The organism is Ochrobactrum sp. A-1, assembly GCF_022488005.1.
Lineage (GTDB): Bacteria > Pseudomonadota > Alphaproteobacteria > Rhizobiales > Rhizobiaceae > Brucella.
Window position 1 is genome coordinate 22620 of record NZ_JAKVQC010000001.1, and the last position, 16363, is coordinate 38982.

Consider the following 16363-nt stretch of genomic DNA (forward strand, 5'->3'; position numbering starts at 1 on the left):
GGCCTCGCTCCGCTCACCCCTTACGCCGAGGCTACGCCCCGGCGCTTCAAAGGAACTACGCTCACCAGGGTTCACCTCCAGACCGCCTTAATCGCCTTTTTGTACCCCTCGTACTCGCCAGCAAGGGACGCTACGCTCTTCGCCCTTGCCGGACTGCGTGCGAGCGGTACAGACGGCTCTTGCGCGGCTCCGGGGTTCACACTCGATTGGGAGAAACATGTTCCCAAACTCTAGTCATTGAGTGATGTGATTATTTGATGTGAACACATGGTGTGTCACATGCTTCAATGAGTGTTGTCACATCGTGTGAAACTACCTTAACTTGACATATACTCTCGCGCCGTGTGGGCAGCATTTGCCGACGCTTCGGGCAATAAATCGACACAAAGAAAACCAGCATTATCCAGGTACAGGAGGGCCAACGTGACACTTCGAATATCTTCGGTAAGCGGCAAAGGTGGAGCGGGGAAAACGACCGCAGTCATTTTGACTGCCGGTGAACTCGCACTGCAGAATCGACGGGTATTGCTAATTGATGCCGATCCACGACAAAACTTGGCCGAGTGGTGGAAGCGGTGCGAGGCAAAGGATAATGTACCGGGGTCGATTTCACTGGCGACGGCACTTCGTCAAAACAATATAGAGAAGTTAATGGCGTCTCAGGAGAAAAACTATGACGCCATACTAATCGACGCCCCGGGCGTCGATAGTGTAGTGATGGATACGATAATCGACCATTCAGATATCGTCATCACACCCATTCAGCCCGCCCAAGACGAGATTAAAGCAGTTGGTGAAGCAGCGGAGGCAATTGCGACACGAACGGACCTTCTTGATCGTACTATCCCTCAAGCAGTTCTGCGAACACGCATCACTATCGTTCGGCACCTCGAAGAATACCGGATCATTCGCCCTTTCGTCCAAAATTTGAGCGAACATGGCTACAATTCCGTGCTGCTCGATACCGAGCTGATCGAGCGAAACTGCTATCGTGAAATCCGCAGCGGCCTCGGGACACTACAAATGCTGGAACCGAGTGAACCGGTTCTCAAGGCCAGAGCGGAGGTTAATGCATTCGTCGAGGAGTTGGAGCAACTTAAAAAGACGAATGAAGCGGGGAGTATCAATGGCTAAGGCAAAAATCTCTCTTTCTGATTTCCCTGTCGCAGAACGTCGAAAACGTTCTGTTGATCCGGATAAAGTCACGACCTCTCCCCCGCCGATTTCCCGCGCGCAAGAAGACGACGCTGGAAAAGTTGGAATTGAATCGGCGTCCGCGACATCAAGTCAGAAAAAGCAGGATAGACCTCTCGAGACAACACCGGAACAACACCGGGCGAGTGCTGTTGAAAATGCGAACCGTCGGGAAGACTCCCGTAACCGGCTGCGTGAGCTTCGCAAAGCCCGTGAACGTGAAAGCAAGCATTTCGTCAACGTCTCGCTTGATTATGAAACGAAACGTCGTCTTGAGAACGCAGCACACGACAACGGTCTCAAAATGACAGTCATACTCCGCGATGCGATTGATCAATATCTTAAAGATAACGGATACTGAGCGTGATCAGTCAAAGTTTTCTCGTTGGGATAGCGGTCGGAATTGCCATTGGAATCTATATCGCATCATCGCTAAACACCAAACCAGATGTTCACAATGACGAACAGACGGTCGCTCGCGTGGCAAAACAAAGCGACGATGCCATTTGGCCTGATGACGAAACAGCCAGGACGGAGTTATTTCGATTGTCGAACTGGAATTACGCCGATTACGGCCGTTCTTCCAAAGTGTCAGTCCTGCGTTGCATTCCAATCAAAGAGCAGACTGTTGCATGCGAATTGTCTGCATCGCTAAGCTGGCTGAATGAGCCCAAAGCTATCGAAGCCGTCTTCGAGGGGGTGGCCAATGATTGGCGCCTTGTGGCGGTGAAATCCAGATAACCGATGTGACGACGATCGGCATTGGAATCCCAAACGCTAGCGCCGAATGCGCCCTCCTCCTTCATTTCAATATAAAACGCGCGCTGAAAACAGGCGAACACGAACTCTGAAGTGCTGCTATTTCTGAAAAATATGGTAATGATCGCCGTTGTGGCACGGCAGGTAAAAGGGGTTTCCGCGTGAGTAGTGAGGCATTGGATTTCGCTAGTGAACATTCTTTGGAAAAAACCAATGATCCTGAGATTGATAAGCCGGTCTTTAGGCGTCCGGGCTTCAGCGGAATAAGCACGTTTGAAGAAATCGATCAGCGGCTTGCGAAATACCTTCGCGACGCACGTGAAAAAGCGGGCCTCAAACAAGCCGATTTTGCACCACTCATGGGACTGTCTACGCCAGTTTATGGTCGTTATGAGCGGGCGTTTTCAAAACTCCACGTCACTCGCATGGTGCATATTTGCGAAGTGCTGAACGTCATGCCCATCGACATGCTTTACGAGGCAGCGCCTCATTTGTGGGGCAAAAGTGAGGAGGAAGCCAAGGATCGCGTAGAACTTGCGAAACTCGTGGCAAATCTCCCGCACAGCACTACGCGTGACTTGCTTTCGTTGGTTAAAAAAATGGCAGAATTACAAAGCCAGGTCGACGCCAAACCGCAAAGCACGGATCCAGTTAAATAGTCGAAGCTATCAATGGCAATTGCGAATAGCCGCCAATTGCTCGAATTGCGCGATCTAAATTCCAATCGTGCTCCTCGGTTCGGTATTGTATTTCAATACTTAATATGGCACTATTTATCGCACCAAATTGGATACGGAATTTGTTATGCAACGTGTAGAAGCAAATATAGCAGTCAGTGTTTCGGACCTCAAAAAGAGTCCGTCCGCAGTAATGGACGAGGCTAAGGGGGAGGCTGTCGCCGTTCTTAATCATAATCGAATTATGGCTTCTGACGTCTATGAAGACATGCTCGAGAAGCTGGACGATATTCGCCTTACTGAGATAATCAGGAAACGAGCCGACGAAAAAGGAATTTCGGTCGATATCGATGCCTTATAAGCTTGAATTCTTGCCCTCGGCACTCAAAGAATGGAATAAACTCGGCTCAACAATCCAAGAGCAATTAAAGAAAAAACTGCGTGAACGTTTGGAAACGCCGCGGGTCGTTAGCGCCTCACTTCACGGTATGCCTGACCATTACAAGATAAAATTACGTCAATTAGGCTATCGGCTGGTTTATTCCGTCAACGACGACACTGTAACGGTGTTGGTCGTGGCAGTTGGAAAACGTGAGCGTGGAGATGTTTATAATACCGCTCGCTCCAGAACACAGTAGTATCTCATAATCTTGTTATTTCTGTCAGATCCGATGCGGCAGAAAAGGCCTGTTTGACATGGAGGTCGCTTACGCGACCTCCGATCCGTGTATCGATGTAAGCCCATGCAGATAATCGGCAACCGCCTGAGCTTTGGCTGCAGCGGTGATAATGACGCGTTTATCAGCCTTCAGGACGGCCAGTTATCCGCAGCAACCCATAATGCGAAGGAAGGCGGCCAGATTGCCTAAAGTTCGGGGTTTCGGGCCACCTTCCTCCGCATTATTTCAGAGCGTGTCGAGCCAGGCGAGAACGCTCGTATCGCGTTTCCACGAGGGCTGGCGGGTGGGTGTTTCGGGAGCACCGACCTTTTCCAATGCCTTGCGCTTTGTTTCGAGGTTGGCTCTGGCGTAGTGGTTGGTTGTGTCGAGGCTCACATGACCGAGCCAGCTACGGATGACCGTGACGTCGACGCCCGCCGATATGAGATGCACGGCGGTTGCATGCCGGAAGGCGTGGGGCGTCACATGCTTGTCGCGCAGGGTTGGTGAGGTTTCGGCCGCTGCCTTCACATAGGCGGCAAGCTTGAACCGGACCCCCGATGCGCTGAGCGGTTCGCCATAGCGGTTAACGAACAGCCTCTGGTTTGGCGCCCGTGGTTGCCGTTCGAGCAGCTTCTGCAACAATATCACGGTTTCCGGCCAGAGCGGGCAGATGCGTTCTTTTCGACCCTTTCCGGTGAGGCGCACGCAGCTCGGACTGTCGAACCGGACCGCATCGGGGCACAGATCGAGCGCTTCCTGTATTCGCGCGCCGCTGTTGTAGAGGAACGAGAGCAAGGCGTGGTCGCGCATACCTTCGAGTGTCGAACGATCAGGCTGAGCCAGGATAGCCGTCACTTCCGCCGGGTCCAGATAGCAGGGTTCCGACACCGGACCGCGCTTAATCGGGATGTTGAGGATTTCGACGCACTGGGCGATCGATCCGGGATCCTTGGTTGCAACGAAGTTGAAGAAGCTGCGTATCGCTGCAAGCCGGCAGTTTCGCGTGCCGATCTTGCCGCCGCGTTCGTGTTCGGCGTGACCGAGGAACGCAATGACCTCTCCGGCGGTTAGATCCGCCAGCGTGATCATCGCCACCTTCTTGCCTGAGCGCTTTGCGACGAACCGGAGGAAGAGTCGCCAGGCATCGCGATACGACCGGACCGTATGGATGGAGGCATTGCGCTGCTCGACCAGCCACTCGTAGAAGAACGCGCGCATCAGCCACGGGAACTGATTGTTCTTGCTCATGCCCGCACCTCCTGCCCGATATTGAGGCATGGCGCGCCCAGCACGCGGAACCGCTCATTGGCGTGATGCAGCAAGTCCTGCGTGACGGTGATGTAGACCAGGGTCGAGTTGATGTCCCGATGGCCGAGATAGGTCGCAAGGAACGGCAGACGATCCTGCGGATTGATGCCTGCCTCGTACCATTCGAGGATCCGGTTCACGACCATCGAATGCCGCAGATCGTGCAGGCGAGGTCCAGTTCGCCCCCGAGGCGGCTTCAGCCCGGCGCGGCGTATGACGTCAACCAGCAGCCAGGCGACGGCCTGCTTCGTATAGCGGTCACCACGCTGTTCGTGCCAGAACAGGCCGGAGCGCGGATCAAGGAACCCACCGGCGCGGCGTCGCGCTTCCGTATATGATCGAAGTTCTACCATCACACTGTCGGGCAGCGGCAGTATCCTGGTCTTGTAGAACTTGGTTTGGCGGATCGTGATCGTGCCGCCTTGGAAGTCCACGTCACCAAGATCGAGGCGAGCCAGTTCGCTTCGCCGCAGACCGGCGCAATAGGCGAGCAGCAGCATGGTGTAGATGCTCGACGGACGAAGCGGCGATCGAGGTGAAGGGTAAGAGCGGGCGATGTCGAGCATACGCAGCACATCGGACGGTGTGTAAATATGCGGTTTTCGCCAATGTCTGGCCACTTCCTTTTCTGGGCGCGGATCAGGTCGGCGGGGCGGGATCGATGGGTCCTGATGGCGCAGGATTTTCGTGAGGACCCGTCGGAGCTTTTCGCACTCGTTGGGATGATTGCGCGTCGTTTTCGCCGCGGACCAGTGTTCAAGCATCACCTCGAGCGGCTGGTCCTGAAGCTCCGGGTTTAGCTGAAGAAAGCGGTCGAGCCGCCATAGCCGCATCGCTTGCGCAGTGTATTTGTAACCCCGGTTGCGCATCAATGTGACGTGCTCAGCCATCATGTTGCCCAGCACACTGCCGAATGGCCTGGGTCGGTATAGTTCGGCAAGCGCGCGATCCGGATCGCTGGAGGCCAGCGCGCGCCACACCGGCTTGCACTGTTTGATATTGCAAGCCTCACGCAGACTGGCGACGGGATTGCGTTCGATCGCTCCGGTTTCTTCAAGGTGATCGAGGAAACGGTCGATAATCCGGGTGCGGTGCAGCCGTGTCGTCGAGGCCCACCGGCCAGGCGACACATGCAACCATGCCACCAGCATGTCCTTGTCGAGCTTGCCGTGGCGTTCGGCGACATCCTGGAAGATGTTGAGCGCCTGCTTGTAGTAGATGGGGCTCTGCGTGGTGCGCAGGTTGAGGCCTGCAATGTACCGCGCGATCAGCTTGCGATCAGGGTCGGGCCAGTTCGTCATGACCGCACCTCCCGTCCCGGCACGTCGAGCGCGATGGCCCGAAGGTCCTCGGTGGCGAGCTTCAGATAGGGAGCTGTGGACTCCGTAGAGCGATGCCCGAGCAGATCGCCGATCACCTTCTGCGGCACGGCGGCGCGCAGCATTTCGACGGCGCGTGCATGGCGGAAGATATGGGAGCCGCTTTTACCAGCCGGCGTGATCCCGGCAGTCGTAAGCCGCCGCCGCACCATATTGGCCAGCATGCCGAGCTTACGATAAGGCGCGCGTGTTCGGACAAAGATCTCGCGAGCATTTGTGACAGGCCGCCCCGTCTGCAGATAGGCGAGCACGGCCTCACCCACCGGCGCCATCAATGGCAGGAATGAGTTGGCCCGGGTCTTGGTGTGCCTGATGCGGATCACTTCCGCCCGCCAGTCGATATCCTCGATCCGCAGGTTGCAGATTTCGCCCGATCTCAAGCCATAGGTCGCCAGCAATTGCAGGATGGCATGATCCCGCAGGCCCGTCGGCGTCTTATCCTCCCCCGAGGACTGCAAAACCGCCGTGACCTGATCGGGCGTAAGGATCGATGGCACCCCTTCATACGCATAGAGCAAGGGGGCGATGACATGCGGCGATAAATCGATGGCGACGCGCCCTGTTCGATGGAGATAGCGCAGCATCGAGCGAAGGCGCTCCGCCACATCCTTCACAGACCGGCGCGTCTGATGAGGGCTGCGCGTGTCCATGTAACGGTCGATGTCGCTGACGGTCATTGCCATCAGGCTGTCGGGACCGTGCCGATCGAGCTGCCAGACCAGAAAGTTACGGCCCTCCCACATCAGCGCGTCGATGCTGGCCGTAGCAAGGCCTCGTTCTTCGCGCAGCCAGGTCTCGTACTCGTCGCAGATGGCAAAGCGCAGTGCGTCGGCCGCGCAGGTCGCTTTCGGCGGGGACGGCCATTGGCCCTGTGCAAGCCGCAGCAAGGCATGGATTCCGGAGCGCGGGATAGAGTGCCAGTATGGCCCCGGAGATCGACCATGGCGCTTCCGGAACAGCGCTACCGCATGATGCAGGTAATGAACCACCTGCGTCTCGGTCACCTCCACAACATCGATGTTCTGCTGTGCAAGGTATTCGACGAACCCGCGCGCATAGGCGCAGTAGTTGCCGATCACCACCGGGCTGTATCGTTGGTTGGTCAGTACAATTCTGAGCTCGGCGATGAGCTCGTAATCAGCATTCAACATTATTGATTCCTCTGCTTGTCAAAACGACAGCAAAGGTCCGGCACAAAATAATGCTGAGCAAATCCCGCTCGCGGAAGCTGGAACCCCGCGGATTTCCAGCGGTGCGGCCGCCTTCCTTCGCATTATGGGCTGCTGCGGATAACTCAAGTTATGCTCACCTCGTCATAACTTCAGCCAATTTTCGATATAAGCGGCTGTGTTTTCGCCAGGATCATGAGCCACGCCCAGGTCAGCGCAAAGGAATGCTGCGGACAGTTCGGCGACGAGTTCTTCGACCGCGTAAGCGTTGGTGCCGAAGCGGCCAGACAGATCGCGATCAAGGCGATGTTTTGCGCCCGACCAGTGACCAATTTCGTGCAGAAGTGACGAATAAAGGTGGACGTCGCTTAGAAAACGCTCGCGGTCGGGCATGAGAATGTCGTCAGGTCCAGGACGATAGCAAGCCTTCGTGCCGCCATAGTGAACGACAGCCCCGGTCTTGCGAACAAAGGTGTCGACGGTTTCGTTGCGCGGCACCGGCGCCGTCGGCATCAGTTCAGCTGGGCTGTAATAGTCGGCAGGCAGGTTCTCGATCTGCTCTACGTTGAATACCGTGTATCCCTTGAGATAAGAGATTGAACGGTCGTCTTCGGCGTCCTGATCCTTGCGCGTAAAGGTGCCATATTTGACGACGAGCGATCCGCGTTCGCCCTTCCGGACCTGACCGCCGAGATCCTTTGCCTGACGATAGGTCATCCAGGTGGTCTCCTCGTAGCCGTTCATCTGCGACGCGATCCAGAGCATGAGAACATTGATGCCGCGATAGGCTTCACCACTGGATCGGCGCGGGATGATGGTGGTCGGGCGGGTATTTCCGCGCCAAGGCCGCACCCAGGGTTTGGTGCCCGCTTCCAGCTGCTCGATGATGAGGTCTGTGATGCGCTGATAGGTGTCGCTGACGTTGTTCATGGCCGTCTCCATTCGTTGGTTGACGGCAAGAAACGGAGATAGCCGAGACGAGCCCATGCACCCTTTGGGCCGCAACAGGAGTGGAGGACCGCGAAGCGGTTGCATGGGGGAGTGGCTATCGCAGCTTGTCCGTCAATCAGCCAACGAGTGGGGCGGGCTAAATGTCACTCACCGAAGTTAACAGACTGGCTCTCTGCGCAGAGGGTTGCACCTCTTATCGTTCGCGGTCGTCGGAATCCCGCTCGGGCTGCTTTTGCGCCGACAGCTCCGCAAGCCGGGATGGGTCCGCGGCTATTTTCTGCTCTGGCGACATTCGCTCGACGGTGGGATTATCTGCATTTCTGACCTGATCCGGGCGCGACAGGCGGGAGAAGTCAGAACGTGCCGTAAATGTGATTTCGGAATCGTCATCGGGCAACCGCTCTGGAAGGTCGGCGCGATCGACGGCGACAATCCCGTGGTCGGTAACAAGGCTGGCTACACGTATATCGTGCCCGAGAACCTGACCTGAAATCTGTTCGCCCGGCCTGGCGGTGCGCACGTTGTGCTCGAAAGCATTCTCACCGCGCATTTCCAAATCGACGAACGCAGCTCTTATGGCTTCCTGCCGGTTTGGATCGATCGCGTCTTCAAAGATATGTTTCATCGCCGGACTGGAGCGCTCGTTGGTCGTCGCGATCGATGCGTCGATCATACGCGGCTTGGTAATGACCGTGAAGTCAACCTCATGACCATATTCGCGACCGATGGATGCTAGCAGTGCCTCCTGGGCCCGTCCGTTGCCTTCTCGAAACGGGTGCACGTAATTCAACTCTGCCAAGACTTTTCCAGCGATTTCGGCGAACTGTTCGCCCGACGATCCACGCACTATCTCGGGATTCCTGATGGGTCTAAAGGCTTCGTCCAAGCCCATCTCGATACGTGAACCGTGCAGGAACGAGGTTCCGCCTTTCGACAGATTACCAATCGGCTCCACTCTCTGGCCGTCAACGACCGGGCTTTCATCGCGGGTATGACCGGCCCATTCATAAATGTCTTGGAAAATATGACCATGAATGGCCTTCAGATGTTGCGCGTCGAAAGTCCCTTTCGGGCCGTCTCCTTCGGCAATTTCAGCCATCCGGAAAGCTGCCGCGCGATATTCTTCGACGCGTAGTTCCTTATGCGACTGGATCCCAAGTTTGTTGCGCAGCACATCCCTGCGGTCCGGATCGCCCGATGTGTTCGGATATGTATAGGAACCGTTGGATTCCGTTTCAGCCATGGCGAAAACCAATAAAAAGCCGCCTGCCCTGGGCAGGCGGCATCAAACTAAAAATATTGAGGTTGAACTACTGTGGTTTGCGGACTACGCGATCTCTGTATTCGTCGCGCGTGATATCGCCGGCGACATAGGCCGCTGTTGCCTCTTCCAACAGTGGATCGTGGATATAGCCCTGTCGCATATTTGCGGCGCGCGCCTGATCCGTAGCCTTTTTGCGCCTGGCAACAGCTTCCGGAGATCGATCCGGACGGGGGGCATGCACGTTCATCTTCAAAACTCCTGTTGCAATTAACGCTAGCACAAAAGGCGACCAAAATCCAGAAAACAAAGGGATTTTCGGCACTTTCGGTGTAGTGCGCCCGGCACTCAGCCGGGCGCTGTTGCGCTATCAATTGCGCGGTTCCCATTCGAGAACGGCCTGAAGGCTTGGGTCGTCCTGTCCGCCGAAGCGACCGAGGTTGGCGTTGTAATTCAAGCGGCGGATCGAGAGATTGCGCTTAAAGCCTTCGCCGTCGGCCTTTGCCTTTCTCCAGATCCCGCCAACTTCGATATTGAAGCCACGTGGGGATTTGGCGAAAACGCGGTGCGTAGGAGCGTCAGGGTTTTCCGAATTGAAAGGCACGACCTCAATGTCGATGTCGTCAGTTAGGGTCGAGATGCGGCCTTTGCCGGAAGCGGTGTCGAGGTCTTCGCTAGAGAACTGGATGAAGTTGGTGATTTCGTTGGCCATGGTATTCACTCCTCTATGTGGTTGCGATGATTGTTCACTGGCACGGCGGTAAGCGGTGTTGCACCCTTGGGCTTGAGCGCAGCGGAGGAAGCCGAGGGCCGAAAATTTGTCGCGCGAGGAGCCGCAGGCGGGGAAATTTTTCAGGCTTCCGGCTTTGCGGCAACCGCGTCGACGTGCGAACGAGCGTCAAAAGCAACCGAATTAGAGGCGTGCTCTATGCGCCAATATGGCAATTCGTCTCGGCGGCACAGACCGTTTGTATGGTACCGAAATTGTCACGCATGATAGCCGTATATAGCGCATTTTCAACAGAAATCGTGTAATCTTGCCAAGTTTAGATAACCGGATCGGTTCTCTACGTTGATCATCCTATAATGCCAATATGGCTGTGCACTGGCGGACTTAGCTGGAGGCATGGGCCCGTCGATAGAGATGCGGGCTCTCTATGTCCTCCGCCCAGATTAAAAGCAACCGCTCGCGTGCTACATTCTCAGCATACCCATATTCGACAATGTCGAGGCTGTGGTTTCGCGGCAAATAGCGTAACATCGCTTCAGCCTGATCGGCGAGCAACCAGGCTGCATGACCACGTCTTGCCGCTCAAAAAGCTGCTCTCCTCCTTTTGGCAAGCGTCGATTGCGGCCATAAGGCCACCGCTGCGGCGAAAACGTAGCGAAAGATCATTGCATTCCTTCCATTCCATGACGGGCAGCAAGCCCGAAAACCGAGCGCGCAAGATGCAGTTCGCCGGCGGCTGCGCGCGCTGTCATGGCGCGCAAATAGCCGCCCGGCGATTTCACTTGCCTCTCCGTCGAACTTCTGCAGCGTGATCGCGATGGCAATAGCGGCGGCCTGTTCTCCCATCTGATCGACAGCGCGGCAGCGCGCATCTTCGGAAATGCCCGCCATGCGGCAAATTTGCGGGGCGAGCCGGGCCAATTCAGTCCAGGTGCGAGGGCGCGATACTCCGTAAGTCGTCAGTGCCGGTATTGCCCGTAACAGATCTTGAAGGGCCACTAACGCTTGTGGGGAGTAGTGCGGTTGATTGACCTGGCTCGAATTGCGCTCCAAGCTTTTCTCTAGAGCTTTCTACCGGCGAAGCCGGTTTTAGGGAAACTGAGTTGTTCGGCGTATGCCGAACGCATTTCATCTTTACGATATTCAAGGGAATAGGGGTTTGTAATCTGTTTGTGCATGTCGTTTTCGACATATTGGCGTGTCGAATCTTCGTTTCTTGCGGAAGGCTGCTCACCGTGAGGCAGCTGCATTACCTTCTCGATGATCCATTCAATTAAGCCTGTTGCGCGTCGGAGAACGCTGCTGGATGCCTTGGTCGCGATGCCTACGGCATCGAGAACACGCGCGAAACGCTGCTCGATCATGGCGCGCAGACGGGCGGGCAGTTCCTCCATAGAGGCGAGTGCGTAACGCAGATTGCGAACAGCACCGCGATAGCGGCGCAGGTTCGCATTGTGTGCTTTCTTTTCCGCCTTTGCATGCCGTACCATTCCACTGAGTTCCACGAAGCGGGCAATGAGAACGCGCAGATCAATACCGCAAGCGTCGGCAATACTGTCGTCCCCATCACGCACCGGATAGCGTTTATAGTTGCCGCTATCTTGCATGGTAATAACACCGGCATCAAACAGCCGGGACAACACACGGCTGACACGTCCCTCGGATCGCCCGATTTCGAACGCAAGCGCAGCGTTGGATTTGAACACGATCGGTCGGCCACCTTTGTCATAGCTGTCTGCTGGAGCCGTATTGATCAGTACAACAAGCAAGTGCGCCTCTGTGCCGTTGATGAGGCCAAGGCAAGGGAGTGACTGCGCAAGTCCGATCAGTTGGCCGCGTGTCACCGTTCCAATTTCCGCAGTCTGAGCCAGCCGCCGAAACTCGGTTCGTTGTGATGTCTGTTTGCGGCCGACCCGCCGCACAGGCTGTAGGGCTTCCCCCATACTCCTCGTCTCCTCTTAGGGACCAGGCAAAGCTTTCCCGTTCGCCGAAAAGCGTTTTGTATTGACTTTGGAAGTTGGGAGTGCGACTTTATTTTTACGGAATATTTGAAATTTGCACCCCGCTTCCGGATTTTTTCGGGAGCGGTTTTTCTTTTAAGGTCCGGACAGAAATCTCCTTGAAAAGGTCAAGCATTACTTCGGCATCATGTTACCGATTTGGTATCGTCAGACAACCCTAAATTTCTCGTTCATTCTTCCTCAACGGCATTCAAAGGCCTTAGCAGCTGATAACTGGCATCTAACCCCGGTTTCAATATTACCATTTAGGGTATCTATTGGAACGTAGCGGTCAAGAAAATTGCCATCATTTGAATGAGGCCTCCGGCAACCCTACAGCGCAAATTAAAAGCGCGGGTGCCTCCGGCCTGCTCCCTTCGCTACGCTCTCTTCGCAAATAAAGTCCTCGCATTGGAACTACCGCGTAGGCGATTCATTATTTCCGGCTAAAACACATATCGATGCTATACGTGCATCATCGTTGGGCTACATTTCTGCAGGTCAATCGCAAAGCTGCACCGGTCATCCATCACCCACGGTTGTCACCGGTAGCAAAACTCTCAATGTTGTGAGCCGCTCGATATTCTGTGCGGCTAGAGCAGGTGTTCATGACATTGTCTGGCTTGCCACACCAGTTTTGACGTCGGTTCGACTTGATTCATCTAGTCGACGGCTGTAGGATTAAATCCTACAAAGGAGGTATGCACCATGCGCCGCTCCACACAACAATTCAGCATTACCCTGCCCAATGAAATGGCCGAAACGGTCAGGGCCAAAGTTGCAGCAGGCGAGTATGCCACCGAAAGCGAGGTGTTCCGTGACGGCCTGCGCGCACTTGCAGCCCGCGACAAGGCCGTCGAGGCCTGGCTGCGCAACGAAGTCGTTTCGGCTGCCGCCGCCCTTGACGCCGATCCGGGCCGAGCACTTAGTTCTGTGCAACTGCGCGCCCAGCTAGCTGCCAGGCGCACCAGCAGGAAAACCGTCAGCCCGTGAAACGCTTCGCTGTCGAATATGCCCCCGAGGCCCTTGATCAATTGGCGGTCATAGAATCCTATATCGCAGAGGCGGGTTCGCCGGAAGCTGGCGAACGTTTTGTTGATGAAATCGTTTCCCATTGCGACGCTCTGGAAAGTTTCCCCGAGCGTGGTGCAGCGCGTGACGACCTGCTGCCAGGCTTGCGCACGCTCGGTTTCCGCCGTCGTGTCTTGATCGCCTACACGACTGATCGCACAAATCAGATAGTTCGCATTCTTGGTATTTACTATGGTGGTCAGGATTACGAAGGTCGGCTTGTCGGCCAACAATCTGATTAAAACCAATTATTCAACAAAAGCCGACGAGTATCGATTTTCGCAGAGCACTAACCTCCTTTAGTCCCAAGCAAAGATGGTAGGTTTAGTGCTGATCTGAAAAGCAGCGCTCATCGCTTCACACACCATTCCTGCCCGGCAGGAACTGACCCTTAGGTTTTATCGTGCACTCGTTGGCCTTATATTGGGTAACCAGTGTTCTCGATCAGAAACGGACCCCTGCCCGAACATTGTGTGGTATGTCCCGGCGGTCCGGGAAGAGCGTCGGGGATTTAGATGATGTGGACGATGACCATGAACGTCGCAACACAGCACATGCACACCATAATGACGTATCGTACAGAAAACAGGTCGCTGAACCAATCGTTGAAACGATGATCCTGTGCTGATTTCGACCGTTCCGTCGTCAGACGGTGACAGGCTGTAAAACAGTGAACAGCGCCCCACCGTCGCGGTCCAGATCCTGAATATCCAGGAGAAGCAAGCCTCCGGATTCAGGCACGGCAAGTTCTGTCTTTGTGGCATTCATTGCCGCTGCAACGGCCTTTTTGTTTCCCCACACTTTTCCACGCCTGGTCACATGCGGACCATCTTCAGGGTTAGCGATGCTGAATTCAACGCCGCCCACATCAACGCCGTCGCAGATGAGATTTCCCGTTCCATGCAACAATGTAACAGCCATCGCTATTCCCTGTGTCTTAATCAAAATCATCCGAAGCTTGTCAGTTTTCAGAACCATCCTGCTTCGCTTTCAACCGCTCATTCAATAGGAGCTTGAGCCGGGCATTTTCCGCTTCCAGCTCTTCCAGTTCTTCGTCTGTCACCGGTCCGTCTTCAGTCTGGGGGCCTGGCTTTCTCACGCGCCGTTGCTTTTGCGGTGATTTGAGAACGGGAGGCGAGGCTAGAATTTCATCTATCCCCTCCTCTTTCCGCTCGGGCCCCACAACAACTGGCGCTTCTTGAGGGACCTTCGGCTCTTCAGCGGACGATAACACCTCAGAAGAAGCGACGGGCTCGACCTTTGGGGCTGCTGCCTTGCCATTTCTTTCATCGGGATCTTTGGTCGTAACTTTGATGGATAGTCGCGTTGGCAATATAGGTTCAGGCTGCTCAGAGCTTTCGTCAGCTGCAGGTCCAATATCAGGCAATTCATCCGGCAAAGTCGACTTCTTCCGCGATCGCCAGTTCTTCAACCTCGCAACGAGACGTTCCCCCAGTGACTTCATCGTGATCGACCTCCCTATACCTGCCGCAACAGTATGCAGAAATGTTGTCAGCTTAAGCCCGACAACTCAATAGTTTTGGCGACCACAGCCGTTACACATGTCACCAGAACGCATGAACAGATCAGTTATCGAGGACGGCAGGACAGTCTTGGCGACCGTTTCTCTACTGCTGTTCCAATCGTCGGAGCATTTTGAGCAACTGTCTGTTCTCCATGCGCAAACTGGCGGCCAGTTCACGTTTCAGATCGGCATTCTCTATTTCAAGAGCTGACAATTCAGCCTGAATATCGGGCTCGGCTGCGATTCGACTTACCGCTTCTCGTTTAACCGGGACTGATTTTTTCTTACGACGTGGAACAGACGGCTTTTTCTCACTGACAACAGGATTTCCCGCCATGTTTGCCGTTTGCAGCTCTTCCATTGCAAGGGGTGCTTCTTCCGGTTTCGAGGCGTCCATGTTGGAAAGTTCTGGCTCGGTCAGAGCCTCTTCAACTTGCTCGATGACCGGCTCAGCATGCGCCACAACTTTTGTAGTGGCGTTCTCAGTTCTGCGCTCGATCAGCTTGGATAGATCAGGCTGGGCCCGAACCTCCACTGGAGATTGGGGCGCATCGGCCTCCACTTGCCGGGCAATCGACTTCAGATCCAGATTTCCCCACAAAGATGACGAGCCCTTGCGAGTACGCTTGTTCTTATATTCAACGACAATATTACGGTTTGGATTTTTCATCCGTGAGTAGCTTTCCAGAGGAGATTTGAAGGTACGCTCCGCGCGTCTCAAAGGGCTTTTAGCAGTAGCTACAAATTATGCGGCGGATTTTCAACACTTAACAGAATCTCCGACCTGATCGATATGTCCTGAAAGCAAGTCTATCTCATCTTGAACACATGATGTACACGGCCTTATTGTTACATCAACCATTGACCTGTATTTTTGACGCCTAAATGAATTTCCAAACATCGATCTGGAGAAGCATAACATGGCAGACGAAACCATTGCAGCAGTAAACGAGACACCAGTTGAGGTGAGAAGCGCTGAGCCTGTGGGTGCCACGAAGAAAACCCGTGCACCACGCAAAAAAGCTGAGCCTAGGCCCGCAAAGGCGGCTACAGCACCTGCCGCTAAAACCACGAGGGCCGCATCCAGACCAGTGAAAGCAGCCAAAGCTGCTTCAAAAGCAGAACCCACTACAACACCACTGGTAGAGAACAAGCGCAACAAGTACACGCCGGCCCAGCGCGCCTCCATCCTTGCTTCTATCGAAAAAGCAACAAAAGATGGCAAGACCACTCTCAAGGCTGCATTGCAGCAGACTAAAGTGAGTGAGCAGACCTACTATAACTGGAAGAACGCTGCTGCAAAGACAGCGCCCGGGCCATCAACAGGGTCGTCGAGCGATGATCTTTCCAGCTTGGTTTCACTGGAAGCAGAGAACCTCAAGCTACGCCAAGAACTTGCTGCAAAGCTGCGTGCTGAGAATGAAGAGTTGCGTAGACGTCTGGGTCGAACCTGAGGCGAATTGCTCCGCAGCATCTGCACCAGGGTGCTGTCAAAACAGATGACTTCCCACGTGTAAGTCATCTGTTTGTCTTTCGATGATGAAAATTCGAAGCCTTTGTTCTCTCCTTCCAATGGCTCTCTACTAAGGCCAAGAGTGAGGATTACCATTCCGCACAACTTTTGGCCTGGATTAGTGCATGACGACCACCAAGCCTCACGGGCAGGATTATGCTGAC

At 54.8% G+C, this 16363-nt stretch carries 18 protein-coding genes and 3 pseudogenes; 9 read left to right on the forward strand and 12 right to left on the reverse strand.

What is annotated here, in order from left to right:
* Positions 1 to 423: 423 nt before the first annotated feature.
* The 6 genes from MKS82_RS00120 to MKS82_RS00145 all read left to right on the forward strand — a co-directional run bounded on the left by MKS82_RS00120 (position 424) and on the right by MKS82_RS00145 (position 3268).
* The gene (locus tag MKS82_RS00120) at positions 424 to 1134 is read left to right on the forward strand and encodes a ParA family protein (RefSeq protein ID WP_240578220.1); all 711 of its coding nucleotides are present in this window, start codon (positions 424 to 426) and stop codon (positions 1132 to 1134) included.
* Positions 1127 to 1555 (forward strand): hypothetical protein, encoded by a 429-nt coding sequence (locus MKS82_RS00125; RefSeq protein ID WP_240578221.1) that lies wholly within the window; start codon positions 1127 to 1129, stop codon positions 1553 to 1555. The genes MKS82_RS00120 and MKS82_RS00125 overlap by 8 nt, the downstream gene beginning before the upstream one ends.
* Positions 1556 to 1557: 2 nt before the next feature.
* A complete protein-coding gene (locus tag MKS82_RS00130) occupies positions 1558 to 1935 on the forward strand; it encodes a hypothetical protein (protein ID WP_240578222.1) in 378 nt (125 codons plus the stop codon).
* 179 nt (positions 1936 to 2114) lie between these two features.
* Positions 2115 to 2612 (forward strand): helix-turn-helix domain-containing protein, encoded by a 498-nt coding sequence (locus MKS82_RS00135; protein WP_240578223.1) that lies wholly within the window; start codon positions 2115 to 2117, stop codon positions 2610 to 2612.
* Between the two features lie 145 nt (positions 2613 to 2757).
* On the forward strand, positions 2758 to 2991 hold the full coding sequence (locus tag MKS82_RS00140; RefSeq protein WP_240578224.1) for an antitoxin: 234 nt from the start codon (positions 2758 to 2760) through the stop codon (positions 2989 to 2991).
* A complete protein-coding gene (locus tag MKS82_RS00145; protein ID WP_165902970.1) occupies positions 2981 to 3268 on the forward strand; it encodes a type II toxin-antitoxin system RelE family toxin in 288 nt (95 codons plus the stop codon). The genes MKS82_RS00140 and MKS82_RS00145 overlap by 11 nt, the downstream gene beginning before the upstream one ends.
* Positions 3269 to 3337: 69 nt before the next feature.
* Here the strand turns inward: MKS82_RS00145 and MKS82_RS29600 are convergent.
* From MKS82_RS29600 to repC, 9 genes and pseudogenes are all read right to left on the reverse strand, one after another.
* Positions 3338 to 3451, reverse strand: a pseudogene (locus MKS82_RS29600) (antirestriction protein); the annotation flags it as partial.
* 84 nt (positions 3452 to 3535) lie between these two features.
* Entirely contained in the window at positions 3536 to 4540 is a 1005-nt protein-coding gene (locus MKS82_RS00150) for a site-specific integrase (RefSeq protein WP_125302977.1), read from the reverse strand.
* Positions 4537 to 5901 (reverse strand): tyrosine-type recombinase/integrase, encoded by a 1365-nt coding sequence (locus tag MKS82_RS00155; RefSeq protein ID WP_125302979.1) that lies wholly within the window; start codon positions 5899 to 5901, stop codon positions 4537 to 4539. Before MKS82_RS00155 ends, MKS82_RS00150 begins: the two co-directional genes overlap by 4 nt.
* Complete coding sequence (locus MKS82_RS00160) at positions 5898 to 7130, reverse strand: site-specific integrase (protein WP_125302982.1); 1233 nt, start codon at positions 7128 to 7130, stop codon at positions 5898 to 5900. The genes MKS82_RS00155 and MKS82_RS00160 overlap by 4 nt, the downstream gene beginning before the upstream one ends.
* 165 nt (positions 7131 to 7295) lie before the next feature.
* Positions 7296 to 8078: pseudogene (locus MKS82_RS00165) on the reverse strand (ArdC family protein); the annotation flags it as partial.
* A 214-nt stretch (positions 8079 to 8292) separates the two neighbouring features.
* Positions 8293 to 9342, reverse strand: coding sequence for a Fic/DOC family protein (locus MKS82_RS00170; protein ID WP_240578225.1), 1050 nt, complete (start codon positions 9340 to 9342; stop codon positions 8293 to 8295).
* Between the two features lie 67 nt (positions 9343 to 9409).
* A complete protein-coding gene (locus MKS82_RS00175; RefSeq protein ID WP_128095055.1) occupies positions 9410 to 9610 on the reverse strand; it encodes an antitoxin VbhA family protein in 201 nt (66 codons plus the stop codon).
* 120 nt (positions 9611 to 9730) lie between these two features.
* Positions 9731 to 10072, reverse strand: a complete 342-nt coding sequence (locus MKS82_RS00180) for a DUF736 family protein (protein ID WP_240578226.1) — start codon at positions 10070 to 10072, stop codon at positions 9731 to 9733.
* A gap of 680 nt (positions 10073 to 10752) precedes the next feature.
* Positions 10753 to 12033 (reverse strand): annotated as a pseudogene (gene repC, locus MKS82_RS00185) (plasmid replication protein RepC).
* 765 nt (positions 12034 to 12798) lie between these two features.
* Between repC and MKS82_RS00190 the strand changes: the two are divergent.
* On the forward strand, positions 12799 to 13083 hold the full coding sequence (locus MKS82_RS00190) for a ribbon-helix-helix domain-containing protein (RefSeq protein ID WP_109989492.1): 285 nt from the start codon (positions 12799 to 12801) through the stop codon (positions 13081 to 13083).
* Positions 13080 to 13403, forward strand: a complete 324-nt coding sequence (locus MKS82_RS00195) for a type II toxin-antitoxin system RelE/ParE family toxin (RefSeq protein ID WP_109989491.1) — start codon at positions 13080 to 13082, stop codon at positions 13401 to 13403. The genes MKS82_RS00190 and MKS82_RS00195 overlap by 4 nt, the downstream gene beginning before the upstream one ends.
* Before the next feature lie 403 nt (positions 13404 to 13806).
* Here MKS82_RS00195 and MKS82_RS00200 read toward each other — a convergent pair whose 3' ends face one another.
* The 3 genes from MKS82_RS00200 to MKS82_RS00210 form a co-directional block, all read right to left on the reverse strand.
* The gene (locus MKS82_RS00200; protein ID WP_235914824.1) at positions 13807 to 14139 is read right to left on the reverse strand and encodes a hypothetical protein; all 333 of its coding nucleotides are present in this window, start codon (positions 14137 to 14139) and stop codon (positions 13807 to 13809) included.
* Positions 14123 to 14626 (reverse strand): hypothetical protein, encoded by a 504-nt coding sequence (locus MKS82_RS00205; RefSeq protein ID WP_109989490.1) that lies wholly within the window; start codon positions 14624 to 14626, stop codon positions 14123 to 14125. Before MKS82_RS00205 ends, MKS82_RS00200 begins: the two co-directional genes overlap by 17 nt.
* 163 nt (positions 14627 to 14789) lie before the next feature.
* Positions 14790 to 15356, reverse strand: coding sequence for a hypothetical protein (locus tag MKS82_RS00210; RefSeq protein ID WP_109989489.1), 567 nt, complete (start codon positions 15354 to 15356; stop codon positions 14790 to 14792).
* A gap of 250 nt (positions 15357 to 15606) precedes the next feature.
* Here MKS82_RS00210 and MKS82_RS00215 point away from each other — a divergent pair, with 250 nt between their 5' ends.
* Entirely contained in the window at positions 15607 to 16140 is a 534-nt protein-coding gene (locus tag MKS82_RS00215) for a transposase (RefSeq protein ID WP_109989488.1), read from the forward strand.
* Positions 16141 to 16363: the final 223 nt, after the last annotated feature.

Excerpts from the sequence above, each read along its gene's own strand:
- MKS82_RS00125 (WP_240578221.1), top strand. The coding sequence starts at position 1,127 with ATGGCTAAGGCAAAAATCTCTCTTTCTGATTTCCCTGTCGCAGAACGT.
- MKS82_RS00140 (WP_240578224.1), top strand. The coding sequence starts at position 2,758 with ATGCAACGTGTAGAAGCAAATATAGCAGTCAGTGTTTCGGACCTCAAA.
- MKS82_RS00145 (WP_165902970.1), top strand. The coding sequence starts at position 2,981 with ATGCCTTATAAGCTTGAATTCTTGCCCTCGGCACTCAAAGAATGGAAT.
- MKS82_RS00150 (WP_125302977.1), bottom strand. The coding sequence starts at position 4,540 with ATGAGCAAGAACAATCAGTTCCCGTGGCTGATGCGCGCGTTCTTCTAC.
- MKS82_RS00155 (WP_125302979.1), bottom strand. The coding sequence starts at position 5,901 with ATGACGAACTGGCCCGACCCTGATCGCAAGCTGATCGCGCGGTACATT.
- MKS82_RS00160 (WP_125302982.1), bottom strand. The coding sequence starts at position 7,130 with ATGTTGAATGCTGATTACGAGCTCATCGCCGAGCTCAGAATTGTACTG.
- MKS82_RS00170 (WP_240578225.1), bottom strand. The coding sequence starts at position 9,342 with ATGGCTGAAACGGAATCCAACGGTTCCTATACATATCCGAACACATCG.
- MKS82_RS00175 (WP_128095055.1), bottom strand. The coding sequence starts at position 9,610 with ATGAACGTGCATGCCCCCCGTCCGGATCGATCTCCGGAAGCTGTTGCC.
- MKS82_RS00180 (WP_240578226.1), bottom strand. The coding sequence starts at position 10,072 with ATGGCCAACGAAATCACCAACTTCATCCAGTTCTCTAGCGAAGACCTC.
- MKS82_RS00190 (WP_109989492.1), top strand. The coding sequence starts at position 12,799 with ATGCGCCGCTCCACACAACAATTCAGCATTACCCTGCCCAATGAAATG.
- MKS82_RS00200 (WP_235914824.1), bottom strand. The coding sequence starts at position 14,139 with ATGGTTCTGAAAACTGACAAGCTTCGGATGATTTTGATTAAGACACAG.
- MKS82_RS00205 (WP_109989490.1), bottom strand. The coding sequence starts at position 14,626 with ATGAAGTCACTGGGGGAACGTCTCGTTGCGAGGTTGAAGAACTGGCGA.
- MKS82_RS00210 (WP_109989489.1), bottom strand. The coding sequence starts at position 15,356 with ATGAAAAATCCAAACCGTAATATTGTCGTTGAATATAAGAACAAGCGT.
- MKS82_RS00215 (WP_109989488.1), top strand. The coding sequence starts at position 15,607 with ATGGCAGACGAAACCATTGCAGCAGTAAACGAGACACCAGTTGAGGTG.